We start from the raw sequence: 20,977 nt of genomic DNA, 5'->3' as shown, positions 1-20,977 counted from the left end.
CCGAAGGAGACGCGTGCTCATCTCAGCTCTGACCATCGCGGCGGCAACGGCCGCGGGCCTCACCTCCGGTGTGTACCTCGCCTTCACCACGATGGTGCTCCCCGCCCTTGACCGTGGCGACCACACGACGGCCACCGACGCCATGCGGGCCGTCAACTAGCAGGCACTCCGGCCGCCCTTCATGGCGCTCCTCTTCGGCGGGGCCGCCGCGGCCGCTGCCGTGCTGGTCGCCCAGGTGGCGACCGGCCGCTCCCCGTTGGCCCTGGTCGGCGCCGGCCTGGCGCTTGCCAGCTTCGTCGTGACGGTGACGGTCAAGGTGCCACTCAACAACGTCCTCGCCCGCGCCGTCGGGGATGGAGGCTGGCCTCGGTTCGCGAGACGTTGGGGCAGGGCGAACCTTCTCCGGGCGGCCCTGTCAGCTGCGGGGGGCCTGCCTCGCCGCCTCACTGTCCAGCGGCGGATGAACCGATCGCCGGGCCGCGCTCCCGGCGCTTGCCGGGTGTTATAGGTTTCGGGCATGAGTTCTCCCGAACTGGATCGCGCGCGCTACGGGACGAAGGCGGCAAAGGCCGACCACTTCCTCGGCTTCTGGCTCTCCCTCGTGATCGAGGGGCGCGGCTACGGGCGGCTCTCCGACGCCCGGAGGGCCCGCCGCACGATCGACGCGTTCGTCGCCGATACCGCGCCCGCCCTCGCGGAGGCAGGCCCTGAGGCCTACTTCGAGGCCCTGCGCGACGCGGCGAGGCTCTACTTCGACACCACCCTGACCGACCCGGCCTACTCCTCGACGATGTTCGGCCTCAAGCGCCTCTCACCCGAGGAACTGCGCGGAAAGATCGCCAACGAAGCCGCCTCCGCGCTGTCGGTGATCGTCGATTCCAACCTCGAGACCGACACGGCGCGACAGCTGCCCCGGCTGTGGGTCGAGGGCTACCTCGAGGCGCTTCCCGACGGGGCGCCGGCGCTGCGCGGGGCGCTCACGAAGCGCGCCTCCGCAGCCGACGCCGTCGGGCATCTTCTCGATCCGATGGCGTGACCGGAGACCACACGGCACTGCACGCGGGGCTCGGAGCGTGGTTCGCAGCCGAGGCAAGACCCCTGCCGTGGCGCGCGGCGGACACGACCCCCTGGGGTGTCCTGGTCAGCGAGATCATGCTGCAGCAGACGCCCGCCTCGCGGGTCGAGGCGCCATGGCGCGAGTGGATGACGCGCTGGCCGACCCCGGGCGACCTGGCGGCAGCCCCGGTGGACGAGGTGCTGCGGGCGTGGGGCAGGCTCGGCTATCCACGACGGGCGCTGCGCCTGCGTCAGAGCGCGACCGCCATCGTCGAGCGTCACGGCGGGGTGGTCCCCGAGGACGAGGCGGCGCTGCTCGCGCTGCCCGGGATCGGTCGTTACACGGCCGCCGCAGTGCTGGCCTTCGCGTTCGGGCGACGCTCGCTCGTCCTCGACGTGAACATCCGCCGGGTGCTTGCGCGGTACCACCGCGGCGTGGAGCATCCGGCGGCACACGAGACGGCGGACGAGCGCCGCGAGGCACTCGCCTTCGTCCCTGATCGCGACGCCGATGCCGCGCTGTGGTCGGCCTCCGCGATGGAGTTGGGCGCCGTCGTGTGCACGGCGCGCTCCCCACGGTGCGGGGACTGTCCCGTGTCGGAGGGCTGCGCGTGGCTCGCAGCGGGCCGACCCGCCTGGGAGGGCCCCGCACGGGTCGCCCAGGCGTGGGAGGGAACGGACCGGCAGTGCCGGGGTCGGATCATGGCCGCGCTCCGCGCCACCGAGGCCGCCGTCCCCCTCACAGACATCGCCTGGCCCGATGAGGCCCAGCTGCTTCGCGCGGCATCGGGCCTGGTCACCGACGGGCTCGCCCGGCAGACGCCGGAAGGGCTCCGCCTACCCTGAGACTTTGGACGACTGTCCAAAACGGGGTACGGTTGGGTATGGCAACGACCTCGGAGAAGCTGCTCGACGCCGCGCTGGACGTGATCCTCGAGAAGGGCTGGGCGCAGGCGAGCACCCGCGCCGTCGCGGACCGGGCGGGGGTTCGGCCCGGCGTCGTGCACTACCACTTCGCCTCCCAACAGGACCTGCGCATCGATGCGGCGATGCGCGGCCTCGAGCCGCTTCGCGTCGCGCTGACCGAGGCCATCGCCCGGCGCGACCTCCAGTCCGCCATCTCTATGGACACCGGGCCGAACTGGGCACGGCTGCTCAGCGAGATGACCATGTCGGCGATGCATGACGAGTCCGCGGCCCGTGCGACAAGGGGCTTCATGGCTGCCCTGCGTGACTCGGTCGCCGACGTGCTGCGCCGGGAGGGCGTCCATCCGGACACGGCGGCAGCCAAGGCGGCCGCGCTGACCGCGGGCATGGACGGCATCGGCCTCCACGCCAGCCTCGACCCCGACTTCCCCGTCGCCGAGGCGACGGCTGCACTACTCGAGATCCTGGGAGGAACACCATGAAGGCACTCATCCAAGGGGCCGGCATCTCCGGCCTCGCCTGCGCCCGCGTGCTCGACGAGCGCGGCTGGGACGTCACCATCGTGGAGGCCGCGACGGCCCCACGCACGGGCGGCTACATGATCGACTTCTTCGGCCCCGGCTGGGAAGCGGCGGCGCGCCTGGGGGTGATCGACGAGATCCGACGGCGCGGCCACGACTACCGGCGACTGGTGACCCGCGACGCATCGGGACGGGTCACCGCGAGGATCGGCCTCGACCTGGTCCGCGCTGCGGCCCGCGGACGGTTCACCTCGATTCTGCGGGAGGACGTGGAACTGTCCCTGCGTGCGGGCCTGCCCGCGAGGATCGACCAGCGCTTCGGGGTCTCGGTCGCGGAGCTGACCCGACGCCGGTCAGGGGTGGAGGCCACGCTCACCGACGGCACGGGGATCGAGGCCGACCTCGTGCTCGGCTGCGACGGGCTCTCGTCAGGGCTCCGCAGTCTCCTGTTCGGTCCGGCCAACGAGTTCGTGCTGGATCTCGGCTACCGGGTCGGTGGTGGCCACTTCCACGCGCCGGGCATCGGCGGCCGGTTGGGCGGGGATGTGTTCCTCTCGGACGTGAAGGGCGAGCAGTTCGGGATGTACGCGGTCGACGACGACTGGGTCGCCGGCTTCGCCGTGGAACGCTCCGCGCGGGGGCTGCCCGAGGACCCTGCAGCCTGGATCGCGGGGATCGCGCGCCGCAACGGCCCGCTCGCCAGCGCGGTGGCCGAGGCGGAGGTCGAGACCCCCTACATCGACCGGGTGGCCCAGTCGGTCGTGCCGCGCTGGCGCCTCGGAGGAACGCTGTTGATGGGCGATGCCGCCCACGCCGTCTCGCTCCTCGCGGGGCAGGGCGCTTCCCTCGCGATCGCCGGGGCGGTCGCGCTCGGCGATGCGCTCGACTCGGCAACGGGTCTCGACGACGGGCTCGCGGCCTACGAGTCGACCTGGCGCGGAAAGGTCGAGCAGGTGCAGAGGAGCGCGCGACGTTCCGCGTCGACCTTCATCCCCAGCTCGGAACTGGGGCTGCGGCTGCGGCGGCTCGGCCTCAGGGCGGCCGGGCTGCCGATCGTCTCCAAGTTCGTCGGGAGGCTCTCCGGTGGCGCGCCGACCCACTCCGGTACCACGAAGGTCCCAGCCTGAGCCATACCGTCGGTGCCTAGCCGTAGGCTGGGGCCATGACTTTGAAACTCGGAATGGTGACGTTCGACACGCGCGACCCGATGGCCATCGGCGCCTGGTGGGCGCAGGCGACGGGTGGCCAGATCGTCGAGGACAACGACGGCTGGTTCGTCATCGTCGCGCCCGGGGACGCGCAGCCGAACCTCGCGTTCCAGAAGGTCGAGGACCCGACCCCCGGCAAGAACCGGGTGCACCTCGACCTGGGAGCCGACGACCCCGACGCGGAGGTGGAGCGCCTCCTCGCCGCGGGCGCCACGAAGGTGGACAGGCACGAGATGGACGGGTTCGCCTGGACGGTGCTCGCCGACCCCGATGGCAACCAGTTCTGCGTGTCGCCCACCCACTGATCATTGCGCCCGGCGCTGCGATCTCACCCCTGGACCGGCCCACCCCCGCCAGGCCCGACTAGCATGCCGGATGCGGTTCGAGGTTGATGCCATCCTGTTCGACATCGACGGCACGCTGGTCGACTCGACCGCCGCCGTCGAACGGACCTGGAGCGTGTGGGCCGACGCCCACGCCGTCGACATCGACGAGCTGCTCAGCGTGAGCCACGGTCGTCGCAGCAAGGACACCATCGCGATGTTCCTGCCCGAGGTGGGCCGCGCCGACGCCGTCCGCTTCCTGGATGACCTGGAGACGCTGGACCTCGACGGGATCACCGCCCTGCCAGCTACGGCCGACCTGCTTGCCTCGCTGCCTGCCCACCGGTGGGCGGTGGTCACCTCCGGCAACCGGTCGCTCATGCAGGCGAGGCTTCGCACTGCCGGGCTGCCCATCCCCGAGGTGATGGTCACCAGCGAGGACGTGTCCAACGGGAAACCTGACCCGCAGGGCTACCGCCTCGCTGCGCAGCAGTTGGGCTTCGCGCCGCAGCGGTGCCTCGTGGTGGAGGACGCGCCGCCCGACATCGGTGCTGGCCTGGCGGCTGGCGGGCCGGTGCTCGGCGTCGCGACGTCGCATCCCGCCTCCGCGATCACTGAAGCGCACGCCGTCGTGGACGACCTGTCCACGGTCAGCGTCACAGCCACCGACTCGGGCCTCGTCGTTGAGGTCCCCGACCCCGCCTGACCCGGCGGGCGGTCAGCCCTCAGCCTGCGTCGACCGCCGCGCGCGGGGCGTACATGATGATCGCGACCCCGACCAGGCACACCAGCGCGCCGATCACGTCCCAGCGGTCGGGCCGGAAGCCGTCGAGCGCCATGCCCCAGAGCAGTGAGCCGACGATGAACACGCCGCCGTACGCTGCGAGGATGCGGCCGAAGTTGGCATCGGGTTGCAGGGTCGCGACGACGCCGTAGATGCCGAGCGCGACGACACCGCCACCGATCCAGGCCCACCCGCGGTGCTCGCGGATGCCCTGCCAGATGAGCCAGGCCCCGCCGATCTCGCACACCGCGGCGGCGATGAAGAGAGCGACGGAGCGCAGCGTCAGCACCGGGTCCTCACGGCTGCTGGCGGACCCGCCTGCCGCACAGGGCCCAGTAGCCGAAGAAGCCGATCAGGATGGCGACGAGGACGCCGAGGTTCGAGTACGCCCACGGGCCCTCCTTGCCGCCGAGCGGGCCGAGCAGGTAGCCCTGCCACTGGGTGAAGCTCGCCATGGTGTTGGTGACGAGGCCCCAGCCGATGACCGAGCCGACGACCATGAGGATGACCGACGTCCAGTTCACCGAGCCGTACGGTCCCTTCGCGTCGAACAGCGCCTCGTCGTGGTAGCCCTGACGGCGCAGCATCAGGTCCGCGAGGAAGATGCCGACCCAGACGGCCAGGGGCACGCCGAGCGTGATCAGGAAGGCCTGGAAGGGGCCGATGAAGTTCTGCGCGAACCACACGATGTAGATCGTGCCGATGACCATCAGCACCCCGTCGAGGGCTGCGGCCTGCCAGCGCTTGACCGGCAGCCCGAGGGCGAGCAGCGTCAGGCCGGAGGAGTAGATGTCGAGCACGGCGCCACCGACCAGGCCGAGGATTGCGACGATGACGAACGGGATCAGGAACCACAGGGGCAGGATCGCGGTGAGGGCGCCGATCGGGTCGAGGTTGACCGCCTCGCTCAGCTTCTCGTCGGAGCCTGCGAGCAGGAGGCCGTAGATGACGAGCACGATGGGTGCGACCGATGCACCGAACGTGGTCCAGGCGACCACCCCGGAGCTCGACGACGTGCGGGGAAGGTAGCGGGAGTAGTCGGAGGCCGAGTTCGCCCAGGAGAGGCCGAAGCCGGTCATGGCGAGGACGAGGGCGCCGAGTACCGCCTGGAAGCTGCCTGCCGGGATCGCCATCACGTTCGCGAGGTTGATGTGCGAAACGGTCAGGGCGATGTAGACGACCGTCAGCACGGCGGTGGCCCAGGTGATCCAGGTCTGCACCTTCATGATGGCGTCGAAGCCGAGGATTCCGGCGGCCATGATGATGGCGGCGATGATCAGGAAGGAGATGATCATCGACACGTTGCCCGTCGACCAGCCGAGACGGCCGAGGACGGTGTTGGTGGCAAGCGTCGCCAGCGTGACGAGCACGATCTCCCAGCCGACGAGGATCAGGTAGCCGATCACCGAGGGCAGCGCGTTGCCCCGCACGCCGAAGGCGGCGCGGGACAGGATCATGGTGGGGGCGGAGCCGACCTTTCCGGCAAGTGACGAGAAGCCGACGAGCAGGAACGACGCGATGACGCCGAGCACGCCGGCGATCGTCGCCTGCCAGAACGAGATCCCGAAGCCGAGGAGCCAGACGCCGTAGGGGATCGCGAGGATCGAGATGTTGGCCGCGAACCACGGCATGAACAGGTCACGGGGCTCGCCCTTGCGCTCGTCCTCGGCGATGACGTTGATGCCGTTGACCTCGATGGAGGTGGCGCTTGCCTCGGGCCGGATGGGTTCAGACATGTCGGCTCCTTTCTGGGCCATAAACCTAGACCCCCCACGGCCCCACGTCCTGCAATGCGCACCGTTCCGTCGCGTCCGACGGTGGGCCGACGCGACCGGGGAACCGGAGACCCCGGCCGCCGCGGCCCACGCGCCTGCCTCAGCGGACGAGCCACGCGTGCCCACCGTGACCCGGAGCCGTCGCGAACCGGGACGGCGCGCGTGTGCCGCGGCTAGGATCGATCCATGATCCACGCCGTCGTGTTCGACCTGGGCGACGTCCTCGCCTCTCCCCCGTCGCTGCTCCCGGAGCTGGCCAAGCGCATCGGGACGACCCGGGAGAGGCTCGAGACCCACTACTGGGAGGGGCGCGTCGACTACGATGCGGGCGTCCCGGACGAGCAGTACTGGGGACCGCTGCTCGAGGCGGTCGGCGTGGAGTCCGATCCCGGGCTGATCGCCGACCTCGCGGAGCTCGACGCGAACTGCTGGAGCGAACTGCGGGCCACGGCGCGCCAACTGCTGCGCGAGGTGCGTGGCGCGGGGGTCACCGTCGCTGTCCTGTCGAACTCGCCGCGCGCCATGCAGGTCGCGGCAGACAAGGCCCCTTGGCGCTCCGATGTCGACCACCTGTTCGTGTCGGCGACCATCGGCCTCTCCAAGCCCGACCCGGCCCTCTACCGCCACGTCGAGCGGAAACTCGGCCATGAGGGCCGCGAGATCGCTTTCGTCGACGACAAGCAGGCCAACGTCGATGCCGCCGTCGAGACAGGCTGGCAGGGACACGTCTGGACCAGCGACGCCGACACCCGGATCTGGCTGGTCGGCCTCGGCGTCCTCTGAGCCGAGGATCAGCCGCGGGGTTCGGTGTCGACGAGTTCGGCGAACGCGATCAGGCGGTGGTCGGTGTGGAACACCTCCGCGCAGGCGACAAGAGTGAGCAGGCTCTGGCCCGGGTCCTGGGCCGGCTGCACTCCCCCTTCCGGATTTGCCGGAACGGGGTCGAGCACCCAGGTGGCCAGGTTGGTGACCTCGAGCGAGTCGCCGTCATTGATCAGGCGGTAGGTGTAGGTCGCGTCCCTGGTCTCGACGATCACGTCGTCGCCCACCCGCAGCTGGGGAAGATTGCGTAGCGGCTCCCCGTGGGTCACGCGGTGACCCGCGACGGCGAAGGTGCCAGGTAGCCGTCTCTGTTGACCTTGTCCGCGTTGAGCGTCACTGTGAACGGGCCGGGCGAGGCGCTGTAGTCGGCGCTGGCCGGGAACGACCAGGAGCCGTCGGCCTTCGTCGTGGTCGTCCATCCGGGGTGCGCGGGGTTGGACCCCTTCAGCGTCATGGTGACGCCGGCCACGGGAAGGTCGTTCGAGCCGGCGGCACCGGTGTCGACCACGTTGTTCTTGTTTGCGTCAACTGTGACGACGCCGAATGCGAGATCGCCGGGTGCCGCTTCAGCGGTCTGTGTGAGTCCGGTGAGTGCACCCCCCAGCAGACCTAAGGCAGCGTTGCACTCACGAAACGGCGTGCGCGCGATTGGAGAGCGCTCCGTCTGGCACCCTGTGGCAATTTTCTCTCCCTAATTACCAAGGCACGGGCCAGCCCGCCCGGCGCAATCGATCTTGCCACGGACAAGCTCGGCACACCTTAGCTGCTCGAAACCGATCCACCTAAAGGGAATCGGACATCAAACCAGGGTAATTGACCGTTAAACCGCCCGGACTGGGGAGGGGGTGCCGCGAAGGTTTTTTCGCAGGGTGACCGGCAGGATGACACCGAGCACGGCAAGGACGCCCATCGCCGTGAAGCCGAGGAGATAGTTGCGCTCTGGTCCGACCAACCACGTGGCGACAAGGGGGCCCACCACGCCTGCCAGCGACCAGCCCACGAGCATCAGCCCGTAGATGGCGCCCGCGTGGCTCATGCCGAAGAAGGCTCCGGCGGCCGCGGGGAGGGTGCCGAAGGCCCCGCCGTAGCAGAGGTAGACCACGGCCGCGAGGGCGACGAACCCGATGCCCGTCGCGTGCGGGAGCGCGATCAGCGAGATGCCCTCCAGCGCGAGGATGACGGCGAGCACCGGCAGCGGGCCGACCCTCTGGGCGACGGCGGCCCAGGCGATCCGCCCGGCCCCGTTGAACAGCGCGAGCGCCCCGACGATGGTCGCGGCCGCGGCGACATCGAAACCCGCCACCTCGACCGAGGCGGTCGCCATCATCGAGATCAGCGAGATGCCGGAGGCGACCGCGACCACGAGGACGGCCGTCAGCAGGTACCACTGGGGTGTGCGCAGCGCTTCCCTGACACTCAGGTCGCCCGCGGCCTCGGCCGACCCGCTCGCGGTGACGGGCGGCGCGAACATCAGCAACGAGCCGACAACCCCGAGCACCAGGTAGCCGACGCCGAGCGGGAGAAACGCGGCGGCGGGGCTGGTGGGGTTGTCGGCGAGCAGTGCCTGGGCGACGGGAGAGGTCAGGGTGGCACCGAAGCCGAACCCTCCGACGGCGATGCCGGTGACGAGCGCGCGTTTGGCCGGGAACCACTTCTGCAGCAGGGCGACGGGCACGATGTAGGCCATGCCGAGGCCGAAGCCGCCGATCACGCCGTAGCCGAGCACGAGCAGCCAGAAGTCATCGGCGGAGCGGGCGAAGGAGGCGAGGATCAGGCCTCCCGCGTAGACGGCGCTGCCGATCAGCGCGACGACACGAGGGCTGCTGCGGTCCTGGAGGCGGCCCCCGATCGAGGTGCCGATGAAGATCATGCCGATGGCGACCTCGAAGGGCACGGTGGCCTCGACGGCTCCGAGGGCCATCGCCTCGGGGGCCTGCAGCGCGCGACCGAAGAGGCTCCACGCGTACACGCCGCCGACTACGAGTTGGATCAGCACTCCACCGATCAGGGCCAGGAATCGCACGAGGGGAAAGTCTGCCCCATGCCCCATCGGGCGCGGCCGGTGGGGTCGGTTAGCAGCACCTCATCCTCGCGGCTGAGGAGATCCCACCGCGAGACGGAGGCGCGCGACCCGCCCATCCGCGAGGATGGAGGGGTGCAGAACTACGACAACACCGACGACCAGCTCCGGATCACCTCGGCGCAGCGGGAGCGCGCCGTCGAACTCGTCCGGCAGGCAGCCGCCGATGGACGACTCGACTTCGACGAGATGAACGGCAGGGTCGCCGTCGGACTCGAGGCGAAGACGCAGGGCGAGCTCCGCCGGATCGTCGGAGATCTGGTCCCCAGCGCCGAGTTGGCCGCCTTCCTGCTCGACGTGACCCCCGCGCTGGAGGGACCCGGCTCGACCTGGGACAACCCGTTGATGCTCGGCAAGGACAAGAAGAGCCTGAATCTGCATGGTCGCTGGCAGGTGCCACCGTTCATGGAGCTCTACTGCTCGATCTGGCACTCGGTGAAGATCAACTTCATGGAGGCCGTCGCGCTCGCTCCCGTGATCGACCTGGTGGTGGTCGCGCACGGAGGTTCTCCCACGTTCATCGTCCCGCAGGGATGGGGAGTCGACACGGAGCGGCTCTCGGTCGGCAACCAGGGCATGTTCAACTCGAACGTCGCCACGCGACCGGAGAAGGGCTTTCCCCGCATCGTGATGCGCGGCCACGTCGCGAACGGGAAGGTGCGCTACGCGACGGCCCGCGAGATCCGCAAGCTGGAACAGCGCCTCGCCCTTCAGCAGGCCGGCCACCAACAGCTCGCTCACTGACCAACGGCGGGGCGTGGCCCGTAGGCTTGCGCCATGACTGCGCGCGCGGAGGGTGCCCTGATCGGCCTGGCCCTCGGAGATGCTCTCGGGATGCCGACCCAGATGCTCACCCGACAACGGGTGCGCGAGCTCTATGGACGCCTCGACCGCTTCCACCGCGGGCCGGAGGAGAACCCGATCAGCCCCGGGCAGACCGCAGGCACCGTCACCGATGACACCGAACAGGCGGTGATCCTGGCGCGGCTGCTCATCGAGGGCGACGGCGTCGTCGACCTGCACGCCTTCGCCACCGCCCTGAGCGACTGGCATCACGAGATGGAGGCCAAGGGCTCGCTCGATCTGCTCGGGCCCTCAACGCTCCGCGCGATCCAGGCCTTCCGGGACGGGGTTCCCGCCGAAGAGACCGGGCGCTGGGGCGACACGAACGGCGCGGCGATGCGCGTCGCCCCGCTCGGGATCGCGCACCGCCTCTTCCCGCTCGCTGCGTTCGTCGACCGGCTCGAGGCCGTGAACCTGCTCACCCACAACACCCACATCGCCAACGCCGGGGCGGCCGCGATCGGCGCCGCCGTCTCCGCGGGCATCGAGGGCGCAGACGTCCACGACGCGCTGCGCATCGCCGTGGAGGCGGCCGAGGAGGGTGCCCGACGCGGGCACTCCACCCCTGGCCCCTCGGTGGCGCGCCGCATCAGGTGGGCGGTGTCCATCGCCTCGGGACCAGACCCGCTGGACGAGATCGACGCACTCGTCGGAACGTCCGTGGCGACCCAGGAGGCGGTTCCCGCGGCTCTCGCGATCGTGGCCGCCTACCCGCACGACCCGTGGGGCGGCGTGTTGGCCGCGGCCTCGCTCGGCGGGGACAGCGACACGGTGGCCGCCATGGCAGGGGCCGTGCTCGGGGCGATCCACGGCGTCGACGCGTTCCCCCCGGACGAGGTGGCCTACCTCGAGACGGCGAATCCCACCCTCGACCTGCGCGGCCTCGCCGCCCGGCTGCTGGAGTTGAGGCGATGACTCGCCTCGTCGTCGTCGGAAGCGTGATCGGCGACCAGATGATGACCGTGCCCAACCTCCCGGAGCGGGGCGGGGACGTGCTCGCAGGGCCCGTCGTCGCGCAGCCGGGTGGGGCGTTCAACATCGTCGCGGCCGCGGTCCGGCTCGGGCTGGAGACGGCCTTGCTCGGCCGGATCGGGACGGGCCCGATCGGCTCGATGCTGGTCGACGGACTCGACCGGCTCGGCGCCACCATCCTGCTCCCCCGCTCGAGCGACGGCGACTCGGGAACCAGCATCGGGTTCATCGAGCCGGACGGTGAGCGCACCTTCGTGACCAGCCCGGGCGTCGAGCAGGAACTCACCCCGGACGACTTCGACTCGCTCGACTGGGCACCCGACGACTCCGTCTACGTCTCGGGCTATGACCTCGTCTACCCGGTGACAGGGCCGACGATCGCCTACTGGCTGGGCACCCACGCGCCCCGGACCTTGCTGTTCGATCCCGGCCCCCTCGTCGACGACATCCCCGACGGCGTGCTGGACGCCGTCCTCGCGCAGGCGAGCGTGGCGAGTCTCAACGACCGCGAGTTAGCGCTCCTGGGCGGAGATGTCGACTCGCTCTGGGCCCGCTTGGGCCGCGCGGACGCCGTCATCGTCGAGCGGATCGGGGCCGAAGGCTCGGTGCTGCATCGACGGGGAGAGGCCCCGCTGCGGGTTCCGGGTCGACCGGTCACCGTCGTCGACAGCACCGGTGCGGGCGACGCGCATGCTGGCGCGATGCTCGCCATGCTCGCGGAGGGACTTGGCGTCGAGGAGGCGGTGCACCGGGCCAATGTGGCCGCCTCGCTCGCGGTCGGTCGGCTTGGTTCGGCAAGCGGTCCGACGAGGGAAGCGCTCACAAGGGCCCTCGAGGGCTGAGTCGGCGACATGACAAACGCCCCGGACCTGTACGGTCCGGGGCGTTGCTGCGTGGTGGATCAGCCGAGCACCCGGTAGTTGACGGTGATCACGCCGGCGGAGGTGCCGCCGATGGCCTGCATGGCTGCACGCGACAGGTCGAGGCAGCGGCCGGAGATGAAGGGGCCACGGTCGTTGACGCGGACCACGACGGACTTGCCGTTGTTCGGGTTGACGACCTTGACCTGCGTGCCGAAGGGCAGCGTGCGGTGCGCGGTGCTGTAGCCGTTGGGGTTGAAGTACTCGCCGTTGGCGGTGCGCTGGCCCTGCCAGTAGTACGAGGCCTTGCAGGTCTGGTACGCGGCGGGCTGGGTCTCGACCGGAACTCCGTCGAGCTTCGGGGCTGCGGCGGGGATGGTCGTCACTGCCGGGACGCTCGAGGAGGAGAACTGGACGATGTTGTTGAACTGCCACTGCTCCTTCTGCACGACCTTGCCCTTGACGAGCGTGGTCACGTCGGCCTTGGAGTAGCTGCGGCAGCCGCCGCGACCGGTGGTGGCGTTGTCGCACTCGGTGCGCCACTGACGGCCGTCCTCGGCCGTCCAGGTGCGGTTGCTTGCGAGCGGGTTGCTCCCCCACTGCCCACGGTCGGAGTGAAGGTAGGTCAGGTTGTTGAAGACCCAACCCTGGTGCTTGACGTAGGAGCCGCCGACCTTGACGACCTTGTCAGCCCAGATGTCGGTGGTGCAGCGGACGACCTTCTCGGAGTACATGTCGCACTCGGTGTTCCAGTAGCGCCCGTTGACCAGGTGGTCACCGGGAGTGCTGTAGACGCGGGCGTCGTTGGCCTGGGCGGTCTGCGGTGCGGCGACCGCGATGGTCGTTCCGACCAGTGCCGCCATGGCGGCCACGATGAGGCGCTTGAGCATGTGGTTCTCGGTCCTTCCGGGGGGTGAGCGTGCCTGACGCTACACGGAAATGTCACGATTTCCAAAGAATTTCTCAGGAACCCTCTCAGGCTGGTTGAGGTGAATCGCGTTGACTAGGAGTTTTGCTCTGCGGGCTGGTTCGTGATTCTGAGGATTCGTGGATGGCATCTGCGCGGTGACCTGCGGCGATAACCTGTTTCCAACCGCCATGGCAAAGGAGCTCGGATGCGGATCGGCGTGCCCCGTGAGGTGAAGAACAGCGAGTACCGGGTGGCCATCACCCCCGTCGGCGTGCATGAACTGGTGACGAGGGGGCACACCGTCGCGGTCGGGACGGATGCCGGTGTCGGGTCGTCGATCTCCGACGATGCCTTCCGGGCCGTCGGCGCCGACATCGTCGACGACGCGGACGCCCTGTGGGCCGGTTCGGAGCTCGTCCTGAAGGTGAAGGAGCCGGTGGAGGAGGAATATCACAGGCTGCGCGATGACCTGGTTCTCTTCACCTACCTTCATCTCGCGGCGGACGAGCCGCTGGTCGATGCGCTGCTCGCGGCCGGGACCACCTCGATCGCCTACGAGACGGTGCAGTTGTCGTCGGGCCTGCTTCCGCTGCTGTACCCGATGAGCGAGGTGGCGGGCTGTCTGGCCCCACAGGTCGGCGCCCACGAGCTGCTGAAGAACTCGGGGGGACGCGGTGTGCTGATGGGCGGGATCGGCGGCGTCGCCAACGCGAAGGTCGTCGTCCTCGGCGCGGGCGTCGTCGGGCAGAACGCCACGGAGGTCGCGCTGGGGATGGGAGCGGACGTCACGTTGTTGGACACGAACCTGGAGAAGCTGCGGTTCTGTCTTGCCAGGTGGGGCAACCGGGTGCAACAGCTGGCCTCGTCCGACCTGTCGGTGCGCGAGCAGGTCCTCGGCGCCGATCTGGTGATCGGCACCGTCCTCGTCCCGGGCGCCCGGGCTCCGAAGCTGGTCACCGACGAGATGGTCGCGGGGATGAAGCCCGGCTCCGTCCTCGTCGACGTGTCGATCGACCAGGGCGGCTGCTTCGAGTCGAGCCGCCCGACGACACACGCCGACCCGACCTTCCGCGTCCACGACTCGACGTTCTACTGCGTGGCCAACATCCCGGGGGTCGTCCCGATCACCTCGACCTGGGCGCTGACGAACGCGACACTCCCCTACGTGAAGGCCCTCGCCGGGGGCTGGCTCGAGGCCCTCCGCGGCGACCCCGCCCTCGCGAAGGGGCTGTCGACACACGCCGGCCACCTCACCTCGCGCCCGGTGGCCGAGGCCTTCGGCCGCGACTGGGTCGAACTCGACGACGTGGTGGCCTGAGCTCAGCTTGTCGCCAACCCACTGGCGAGGTTGATGGTGCAGGCCAGGACGACTGCGCCGAGGAAGTAGCTCAGCAGCGTGTGCCACAGCACGACGACGCGCAACAGCCGCGTCTTCAGGTTGGTGTCCGAGATCTGGTAGGTCATGCCGAGGCAGAAGGTCAGGTAGGCGAAGTCGGTGTAGGTGGGCGCCTCGTCGCCGAAGTCGATCGGCGGTTTCGCCGCCGAGAAGTAGAGGTCCGCGTAGCGGACGCCGTAGACGGTGTGGACCAGCAGCCAGGACGCCACGACGCACGCGACGCCGATGATGGCCGAGGCCGTGTCCGAGACGTGCCCGGCGGCCAGGACGAACGCGATCCCGACCACGCTGGCGATCGACGCGACGATCAGGATCACGTCGGCGAAGCCCCTACCTGGGTCCTCTTCACGGGCGTGCACGCGGGTCTGGGCGGAGTCCATGGGCCACAGCACGATCCACGTCCACAGGCAGTATGCGAAGACGAACACAGCCCACCCGGTCGCGATCCCGATCTCCGGGTGGGTGAGCAGGCCGACCATCACCCCGGCCACCAGGCCCAGCAGAAGGGCGACTCCTTGCCGTAGTCGTCGGCGGGTGGCACGGGTGAGCTTCATCCGCTCAGGGTAGTGCCGCCCAGCGGTGACGCGCTCCGTCCGGACAGCATGCCGGCCCAGCGGTCGCAGACGGCTCTGGTGGATCACCCTCCTGCCACCATCGTCGGATGGATCTGCCAGTAAGGGTGCTCGGCCACACTCCCCCACCTCCGCTTCCCGGAGTGCGGCAGTGGTGGGGCAACGACGAGGGCGACAACGGCCTCTACCTGCGCCACGGCATGGGCCTGACGCCAGCGGCGGTGATGTCCGAACTCTTCACTCCTGCATTCGTGGAGGTGCGCGGGTGCGTGCTCCTGCGCCACAGGTTCTCCGAGCGCAACTTCCTCACCTGGTGGGACAAGCTGGACGGCGACGTCATCCGGATCGAGTCGGTGCTCAACCACACCCACCTGTGGGACCTCATGCCCGAGCCCACCGACGGTGCGGACGAGGACATCTTGGACTGGATCAGAGAACGTCTCGCCGAGGCGTGGCTCGACCGGGTGTCGAGGCTCTTCCCGCAGCGGCGGTTCTACTGCGAACTGGTCGACGACTACGGCCCGACCATCTCCCTGCACCAGGCGGGCTGATGCGAACCTGCGCCGAAGCGGTCAGGCGAGGAAGTCGGGCACGGCAGACTTCGGGCGACCGATGATCGCCCGCCCGCCGCGGATCAGCACCGGCCGCTGCGCGAGCGCAGGCTGCTCGGCGAGCACGGTCGCGACCTGATCGGCCGTGGCGACGTCGGCGTCCGAGAGACCGGAGCGCTCGAAGTTGGGGTCGCGACGGACGAGCTCGGTCGGCGCGGCGTCGAGCTTTCCCAGCACGTCAAGCCACTCCTGCTTCGTGAGCGGTTCCTTGAGATAGTTGCGCACCTCGGCGTCGAGCCCTGACCCCTCGACGGCCTCGACGGCGGCACGGGAGGTGGAACAGCGGGGGTTGTGCAGGACGGTGATCTCGCTCATGGCGTCGAGCCTATCCCCGACGGTGCCGAGCGGAGGGTCGCCGAGCGGGCCCTGAGGATGCAGGGGCGGCCCGGAGGCGATGCTTCCGGGCCGCCAGTTCAACGGGTCACTTGGCCGCGACAGCCGCGATCTTCTCGATCAGGGTGGGCAGGCCGCCCTCCCAGTCGAACGTCAGGGCGGTGGGCGGCGAGACCGACGACACGGTGACGGGGTCGGTCACCTGGGCGACCCGGCCAGCCTTCACGGCGGGGATGGCCTGCAGGGCCGGCTTCTCCATGAAGGCCTTCGCCTCGTCCTCGGTGTCGTGGTAGCTGATCACGATGTCGGCATCGAGCTTGTCGAGCTGCTCGTAGCTGAGCTCGTAGAAGAAGCCACCGTCGGAGGTGTCCAGCTCCGAGACGCTTGGCGCGACCTTCAGCCCGACCTCCTCGAGGATGCCGACGCGAGGATCGGCCGCGGTGTAGACGTAGACGAAGCCGTCCGCGTCCCACACGCCCGCGACCGTCCTGCCCTCGAACTCCGGATGGGCCTCCTTCATCCCGGCGAGGGTGCCGTCGATGTCTGCGAGGACCTCCTCGCCGGCGGCTGTGCGCCCGAGGGCCTGCGCCGAGATCGAGATCGTGTCCTGCCACGTGGTGGTCCAGGGCGCGCCGGGGTAGGCGACGGTCGGTGCGATCTCGGTGAGGGTGTCGTACTGCTCCTGGGTCAGGCCGGAGTAGGGGGCGAGGATCAGGTCGGGATCGGCGGCGATCACCTCCTCGTACGGGAAGGTCGCGCCGCCGTCGGCGTCGGTCAGCACGACAGGCTTCTCGGCCCCGGCCTCGTCGTAGGCCGCCTCGACCCAGGGCAGGAGGTTGCCCTCGCCGACCGTCCAGCTCTGCTCGGCGACGGCGACCGGGAACACTCCGAGCGCGATGGCCGCCTCTGTGGACCCCCAACCCCAGGTGGCGACGCGCACGGGCTCGGATTCGATGGTGGTGGTGCCGAGGGCATGCTTGACCTCGACGGGGAAGCTGTCCTTCGCGGCGGCGTCGGCGGAGGTCGGGGCCGCAGGCTCGGGCGTGGCGCTCTCTTCGGCAGCGGGCGCTCCGCAAGCGGTCAGCGCGAGCGCCACGGCGACCGCGGCTGCTGACAGGACTGTGCGCATGGGGGTTCTCCTTGATTTCGAACGGTGTGCGGGTGGTTGGTCAGGCGGCGTGGCGTCGCCCGATGGGCACGACGAGCGGCGTGCCGGAGACGGGATCGGGGACGACCTGGCAGTCGAGCCCGAACACGTGGCGGATGGATTCGGTGGTGACGATGTCCGAAGGGACGCCCTGCTCGACGATCGCCCCGTCGCGCATCATGACGAGGTGGTCGGCGTAGCGGGCGGCCAGGGTTGAGTTCGTGCAGGACCATCACGACGGTGGTGCCGCGTTCATGGTTCAGTTCGGCGAGCAGGTCGAGCAGGTCGAGCTGGTGGGTGACGTCGAGATAGGTGGTGGGCTCGTCGAGCAGGACGATGTCGGTTGCCTGCGCCAGCACCATGGCGATCCAGACCCTCTGGCGCTGACCGCCTGAGAGCTCGTCGACGCGGCGGTCGGCAAGGTCGGCGGTTCCCGTGTCGGCGAGCGCCTTCGCTACCACGAGGTCGTCGTCGCTGCGGACGAGGCCGAACCAGCCCTGGTGCGGGTATCGGCCCCGAGCCACAAGCTCGGCCACGCGGACGCCGTCGGGTGCGATGGAGGACTGCGGGAGCACGCCGACGGTGCGGGCGACGCGCTTGCGGCCGAGCTGCTCGATCGAGCTGCCGTCGAGGAGGACCGACCCGGCGGTGAGCGGGTGCAGGCCGGCCATGGAGCGCAGGAGGGTCGACTTCCCGCAGGCGTTCGGGCCGACGATGACGGTCACCTTCCCCGCGGGGACCGCGAAGTCGAGGTCGGAGATGACGACCCGGCCGTCATAGCCCACGGTGATCGCCTCGGCGACGAAGGCGTGCTGGTTGGCGTTCATGCTGAGGCCTTTCGTTGCCTGGCGAGCAGGATCAGAAGGTAGGGGGCGCCGATCAGCCCCGTCACGATGCCGACGGGCGCCACGACGCCGGGCACGGCGTGCTGGCCGAGCACGTCTGCGCTCAAGGTCAGCGCGGCGCCGACGGCCATGGAGATCAGCAGGGCGGGCCCTCCGTCGTTCTGGAGACGGCGGGCGATGGGCGCGGCGAGCAGCGCGACGAAGGCGATCGGACCGGTGAGGCTGGTCGCGGAGGCGACGAGCCCGACGCCTGCGAGCAGCAGGAGCATCCGGGCGCGGTCGGGACGCACCCCGAGCCCGGCTGCGAGCTCGTCGCCGAGCGCCAGGACGCGCAGCGGTCGGGAGTTGACCGCGACGAGCAGCGAGAAGCCGAGCACCAGCCAGCCGAGCACGTCGAGCAGCCCTCCACGCACGTCGGCCACCGACCCGACGGTCCACAGCAGCACCGGCTGCGCCTCCCGCACGTCTGCCTGGCTGAGCAGCCAGCTGATCAACGAGGCACAGAGGTAGGCGAGGCCCACCCCGACCAGCACGAAGCGGATGCCGTGCAGTCCCTGCCGCCACGCGAGCGCCCAGATCAGGAGCGCGACCAGCCCTGCCCCCGCGAACGCGGTCAGCGACACCGCGATGCCGCTCCAGCCGAGCCCGAGCACGGCGATCACCGCGCCGAGGCTTGCGCCGGAGGAGATGCCGAGGATGTCGGGGCTGGCCAGCGGGTTACGCAGCACGGACTGGAAGACGGCGCCGGCGAGCCCGAACGCGGCGCCGGCCAGCAGCGCGGCCTCGATCCTCGGCAGCCGCAGCGTCTGCACGATCAGGTTCTCCGACCTGCTGCCGATCCCGAGCAGGCCGCGCACCATTGCGTCTGCGGAAAGGTCGGCGGCCCCGAGCATCAGGCCTGCGACGGTCAGCGCTCCGATCAGCACGAGGGCGGCCAGCAGCACGAGCAGCAGGCGAAGGAGCCCTCGGTGGCGTCGGCTCCTGATGGCCGCGGCGCGAGCGGCGATGGCGGTCACAGTCCGACCACCGTTCGGCCCCGGGCGACCGCGACGAGCACCGGCGCGCCGAGGAAGGCGGCGACCACGCCTGCCTCCAGCTCGGAGTTGGTCACGACGAGGCGGCCGATCACGTCGGCGAGCAGCAGCATGATCGGGCCGAGGAGGATCGCCAGCGCGGTGGTCAGGTGGTGGTTCGACCCGACGAGGCGGCGTGCGGCGTGCGGGACGACGAGCCCGACCAGCGCGATGGGGCCTGCGAGGGAGACGGCGACGCCACAGAGCAGCACGATCGCGACGGCGCTCAAGGCACGGGTGATGCGTACGTCCTGACCGAGCCCGCGTGCGACGTCGTCTCCGAGGGCGAGGCCGTTGAGCCGGTGGGCGAGGAACGCGGCGATGCCGATCCCGACCGCGAGGAACGGGAGCATCCAGGCGAGCGCCCGCAGGTCGCGTCCGGTGAGCGCGCCGACGACCCAGAACCGGTATGAGTTGAAGGCCGTCTGGTCGCGCAGCAGCACCAGCGTGATCAGCGGGGTGATGAAGGCGACCAGCGCGGCCCCTACGAGTGCCAACTGCACCGGCCGGGCGTGCCCGAATGAGAACACCACGACGGCCGCCGCTGCCGCACCGGCGAAGGCGAACCAGATGTAGCCGAGCGCGGACGAGACGCCGAGGAACTGGATGGCGAGGACGACGGCGAGGGAGGCGCCCGAGTTGACGCCCAGCAGGCCCGGATCGGCGATGGGATTGCGGGTCACGCCCTGGATGACGACCCCGGCGACGCCCAGCGCGACGCCTGCGGCCAGCCCGATCAGGGTCCGCGGCACCCGCTGCTGCAGCACGACCATGTGATCGACGTTCTCGGCCACCGGCGAGGTCAAGGCCTGCCAGACGGTCGCAGCGTCGAGGTCGCGCACCCCGAACAGGAGACTCGCGCAGCAGATCAGGGCGAGCACGACGGCCGCCTCGAGGAACACGAGCCACGCCGAGCGACGACGGGCTCGCAGAGCCGCCCCGGCGACCTGTGCCGAGGATTCGGTGGGGGTCATGTCAGTCGAGCTCAGCCCGGCCGAGGCGCCAGTAGCCCATGAAGGCCACGCGTCGGCGGTCGAGGCCCGCGTCGGAGACGAGGAAGCGGCGCAACTGCTTGACCATGCCCGCCTCGCCCGCGATCCAGGCGTAGCAGTCGCCGTCGAGGCTGGTGCCCTCGGGGACGTCCCACAGCGGTGCGTCGTCGCCTTCATCGAAGCTCGAGGCGCGTTCGGGGACGGGGACGCAGCCAGCCGCGCAGCAGGTCCGCACCACCCATTCGCGCATGGCGGGGATCAGCCGTTCTCCGTGGGCCCCGGCGGCGGAGCGGGGCAGGAACCGCACGTCCACGCCGTCAGGGGCGATCAGGTCGAGCACGTCACCCTCCTCTGGCACCTCGATCAGGGCGACACCGGTGGCGTCGACGGGCAGCGACTCGAGGATCGCGCCGATGGCAGGGGCGGCGGTCTCGTCCCCCGCGAGGAGGATGGTGTCGACGTCACCTGGGCGCCAGTCAATGCCGACGCCTCGTCCAGGGCTGCGCTCATCGGGTCCGACGACGATGACCTCGTCGCCGACCTCGGCCCGGGCGGCCCAACGGCTGGCGGGGCCGGTGTCACCGTGGCCGACGAAGTCGACGTCGAGCTCCAGCGCCTCTGGTCTGATGTCGCGGACGGTGTAGGTGCGGAACGGGTTGCGCTGCTCCGTGGGCAACTCTCGCCAGGCCGGGTACCAGTCGTCGACCGTCGGGAAGTGGTCGAAGCCGCTGTCGGGCAGCGGAAGCACGACCTTGATCCGCTGATCGAGTCCCGCCGTCCCGAAGTCGACGAGTTCGTCCCCCGTGAAGGTGATCCGGGTGAAGTGCGGGCTGAGTTGCCTGCGCTCAGCGACCCGCACCCGGAAGGCGCGGTAGGCGGGGCGGGTGTCGGTCGCCGCGGCTGCTGAAGAAGACATCGGGAAAAGTA

27 protein-coding genes are annotated in these 20,977 nt (G+C 70.2%); 14 read left to right on the top strand and 13 right to left on the bottom strand.

The features are described 5' to 3' along the window. Nucleotides 1-13 precede the first annotated feature (13 nt). The 8 genes from BW733_RS18985 (at nt 14) to BW733_RS09645 (ending at nt 4,741) form a co-directional block, all read left to right on the top strand. Nucleotides 14-160, top strand: a complete 147-nt coding sequence (locus BW733_RS18985; protein WP_202970167.1) for a hypothetical protein — start codon at nt 14-16, stop codon at nt 158-160. Between the two features lie 21 nt (nt 161-181). After that, nucleotides 182-508: an anthrone oxygenase family protein gene (locus BW733_RS20115; protein ID WP_202970166.1), complete on the top strand. Its 327-nt coding sequence runs from the start codon at nt 182-184 to the stop codon at nt 506-508. A 9-nt stretch (nt 509-517) separates the two neighbouring features. Further along, entirely contained in the window at nt 518-1,036 is a 519-nt protein-coding gene (locus BW733_RS09670; protein ID WP_077350038.1) for a DUF6553 family protein, read from the top strand. Then, entirely contained in the window at nt 1,033-1,902 is an 870-nt protein-coding gene (locus tag BW733_RS09665) for an iron-sulfur binding domain-containing protein (protein ID WP_202970165.1), read from the top strand. The genes BW733_RS09670 and BW733_RS09665 overlap by 4 nt, the downstream gene beginning before the upstream one ends. A gap of 38 nt (nt 1,903-1,940) precedes the next feature. Then, complete coding sequence (locus BW733_RS09660) at nt 1,941-2,465, top strand: TetR/AcrR family transcriptional regulator (RefSeq protein WP_077350036.1); 525 nt, start codon at nt 1,941-1,943, stop codon at nt 2,463-2,465. Beyond that, complete coding sequence (locus tag BW733_RS09655; protein ID WP_077350034.1) at nt 2,462-3,631, top strand: FAD-dependent monooxygenase; 1,170 nt, start codon at nt 2,462-2,464, stop codon at nt 3,629-3,631. The genes BW733_RS09660 and BW733_RS09655 overlap by 4 nt, the downstream gene beginning before the upstream one ends. Nucleotides 3,632-3,666: 35 nt before the next feature. Next, nucleotides 3,667-4,017: a VOC family protein gene (locus BW733_RS09650; protein ID WP_077350032.1), complete on the top strand. Its 351-nt coding sequence runs from the start codon at nt 3,667-3,669 to the stop codon at nt 4,015-4,017. A gap of 70 nt (nt 4,018-4,087) precedes the next feature. Then, the gene (locus tag BW733_RS09645) at nt 4,088-4,741 is read left to right on the top strand and encodes an HAD-IA family hydrolase (RefSeq protein WP_077350030.1); all 654 of its coding nucleotides are present in this window, start codon (nt 4,088-4,090) and stop codon (nt 4,739-4,741) included. A 19-nt stretch (nt 4,742-4,760) separates the two neighbouring features. Here BW733_RS09645 and BW733_RS09640 read toward each other — a convergent pair whose 3' ends face one another. Both BW733_RS09640 and BW733_RS09635 read right to left on the bottom strand, forming a co-directional pair. After that, the gene (locus BW733_RS09640) at nt 4,761-5,108 is read right to left on the bottom strand and encodes a YnfA family protein (protein WP_077350028.1); all 348 of its coding nucleotides are present in this window, start codon (nt 5,106-5,108) and stop codon (nt 4,761-4,763) included. Between the two features lie 7 nt (nt 5,109-5,115). Continuing rightward, nucleotides 5,116-6,555: a purine-cytosine permease family protein gene (locus BW733_RS09635; protein WP_077350026.1), complete on the bottom strand. Its 1,440-nt coding sequence runs from the start codon at nt 6,553-6,555 to the stop codon at nt 5,116-5,118. A 225-nt stretch (nt 6,556-6,780) separates the two neighbouring features. On the opposite strand from BW733_RS09635, the gene BW733_RS09630 reads away from it, so the two are divergent. Then, nucleotides 6,781-7,377, top strand: coding sequence for an HAD-IA family hydrolase (locus tag BW733_RS09630; RefSeq protein WP_077350024.1), 597 nt, complete (start codon nt 6,781-6,783; stop codon nt 7,375-7,377). 8 nt (nt 7,378-7,385) lie between these two features. Here BW733_RS09630 and BW733_RS09625 read toward each other — a convergent pair whose 3' ends face one another. From BW733_RS09625 to BW733_RS09620, 3 genes are all read right to left on the bottom strand, one after another. Beyond that, on the bottom strand, nt 7,386-7,685 hold the full coding sequence (locus BW733_RS09625; protein ID WP_161490201.1) for a sortase domain-containing protein: 300 nt from the start codon (nt 7,683-7,685) through the stop codon (nt 7,386-7,388). Continuing rightward, complete coding sequence (locus BW733_RS18265) at nt 7,682-7,924, bottom strand: hypothetical protein (protein WP_161490200.1); 243 nt, start codon at nt 7,922-7,924, stop codon at nt 7,682-7,684. The genes BW733_RS09625 and BW733_RS18265 overlap by 4 nt, the downstream gene beginning before the upstream one ends. 312 nt (nt 7,925-8,236) lie before the next feature. Beyond that, nucleotides 8,237-9,439, bottom strand: a complete 1,203-nt coding sequence (locus BW733_RS09620) for an L-lactate MFS transporter (protein ID WP_202970164.1) — start codon at nt 9,437-9,439, stop codon at nt 8,237-8,239. Between the two features lie 132 nt (nt 9,440-9,571). Between BW733_RS09620 and BW733_RS09615 the strand changes: the two genes are divergently transcribed. The 3 genes from BW733_RS09615 to BW733_RS09605 are packed head-to-tail and all read left to right on the top strand — an operon-like array spanning nt 9,572 to nt 12,153. Continuing rightward, entirely contained in the window at nt 9,572-10,240 is a 669-nt protein-coding gene (locus tag BW733_RS09615; RefSeq protein ID WP_161490199.1) for a DUF1707 SHOCT-like domain-containing protein, read from the top strand. Nucleotides 10,241-10,273: 33 nt separating this feature from the next. Then, nucleotides 10,274-11,254: an ADP-ribosylglycohydrolase family protein gene (locus tag BW733_RS09610; protein ID WP_077350018.1), complete on the top strand. Its 981-nt coding sequence runs from the start codon at nt 10,274-10,276 to the stop codon at nt 11,252-11,254. Further along, nucleotides 11,251-12,153: a PfkB family carbohydrate kinase gene (locus BW733_RS09605; protein ID WP_077350016.1), complete on the top strand. Its 903-nt coding sequence runs from the start codon at nt 11,251-11,253 to the stop codon at nt 12,151-12,153. Before BW733_RS09610 ends, BW733_RS09605 begins: the two co-directional genes overlap by 4 nt. A 59-nt stretch (nt 12,154-12,212) precedes the next feature. On the opposite strand, the gene BW733_RS09600 is transcribed toward BW733_RS09605, so the two are convergent. Further along, nucleotides 12,213-13,061, bottom strand: coding sequence for a septal ring lytic transglycosylase RlpA family protein (locus BW733_RS09600; protein ID WP_169836075.1), 849 nt, complete (start codon nt 13,059-13,061; stop codon nt 12,213-12,215). A 225-nt stretch (nt 13,062-13,286) separates the two neighbouring features. Here BW733_RS09600 and ald point away from each other — a divergent pair, with 225 nt between their 5' ends. Continuing rightward, nucleotides 13,287-14,399: an alanine dehydrogenase gene (gene ald / locus BW733_RS09595; RefSeq protein WP_077350014.1), complete on the top strand. Its 1,113-nt coding sequence runs from the start codon at nt 13,287-13,289 to the stop codon at nt 14,397-14,399. A 2-nt stretch (nt 14,400-14,401) separates the two neighbouring features. On the opposite strand, the gene BW733_RS09590 is transcribed toward ald, so the two are convergent. Next, nucleotides 14,402-15,031: a DUF1345 domain-containing protein gene (locus BW733_RS09590; RefSeq protein WP_077350012.1), complete on the bottom strand. Its 630-nt coding sequence runs from the start codon at nt 15,029-15,031 to the stop codon at nt 14,402-14,404. A 107-nt stretch (nt 15,032-15,138) separates the two neighbouring features. On the opposite strand from BW733_RS09590, the gene BW733_RS09585 reads away from it, so the two are divergent. Continuing rightward, on the top strand, nt 15,139-15,600 hold the full coding sequence (locus BW733_RS09585; protein WP_152024649.1) for a hypothetical protein: 462 nt from the start codon (nt 15,139-15,141) through the stop codon (nt 15,598-15,600). A gap of 21 nt (nt 15,601-15,621) precedes the next feature. Here BW733_RS09585 and BW733_RS09580 read toward each other — a convergent pair whose 3' ends face one another. The 6 genes from BW733_RS09580 to BW733_RS09555 all read right to left on the bottom strand — a co-directional run bounded on the left by BW733_RS09580 (nt 15,622) and on the right by BW733_RS09555 (nt 20,966). Further along, nucleotides 15,622-15,975, bottom strand: a complete 354-nt coding sequence (locus BW733_RS09580) for an ArsC/Spx/MgsR family protein (RefSeq protein WP_077352864.1) — start codon at nt 15,973-15,975, stop codon at nt 15,622-15,624. A 106-nt stretch (nt 15,976-16,081) separates the two neighbouring features. Next, the gene (locus BW733_RS09575) at nt 16,082-17,122 is read right to left on the bottom strand and encodes an iron-siderophore ABC transporter substrate-binding protein (RefSeq protein WP_077350008.1); all 1,041 of its coding nucleotides are present in this window, start codon (nt 17,120-17,122) and stop codon (nt 16,082-16,084) included. Then, nucleotides 17,074-17,967, bottom strand: a complete 894-nt coding sequence (locus BW733_RS09570) for an ABC transporter ATP-binding protein (protein ID WP_335755075.1) — start codon at nt 17,965-17,967, stop codon at nt 17,074-17,076. The genes BW733_RS09575 and BW733_RS09570 overlap by 49 nt, the downstream gene beginning before the upstream one ends. After that, nucleotides 17,964-19,001, bottom strand: coding sequence for a FecCD family ABC transporter permease (locus BW733_RS09565; protein WP_077350006.1), 1,038 nt, complete (start codon nt 18,999-19,001; stop codon nt 17,964-17,966). Before BW733_RS09565 ends, BW733_RS09570 begins: the two co-directional genes overlap by 4 nt. Continuing rightward, entirely contained in the window at nt 18,998-20,032 is a 1,035-nt protein-coding gene (locus tag BW733_RS09560) for a FecCD family ABC transporter permease (protein WP_077350004.1), read from the bottom strand. The genes BW733_RS09565 and BW733_RS09560 overlap by 4 nt, the downstream gene beginning before the upstream one ends. A gap of 1 nt (nt 20,033) precedes the next feature. Continuing rightward, the gene (locus tag BW733_RS09555; protein WP_077350002.1) at nt 20,034-20,966 is read right to left on the bottom strand and encodes a siderophore-interacting protein; all 933 of its coding nucleotides are present in this window, start codon (nt 20,964-20,966) and stop codon (nt 20,034-20,036) included. Between the last annotated feature and the right edge of the window lie 11 nt (nt 20,967-20,977).

Origin of the sequence: Tessaracoccus flavescens (genome assembly GCF_001998865.1) — a bacterium.
Classification (GTDB): Bacteria; Actinomycetota; Actinomycetes; order Propionibacteriales; family Propionibacteriaceae; genus Arachnia; species Arachnia flavescens.
This window is presented reverse-complemented; position numbering and strand designations above follow the sequence as displayed.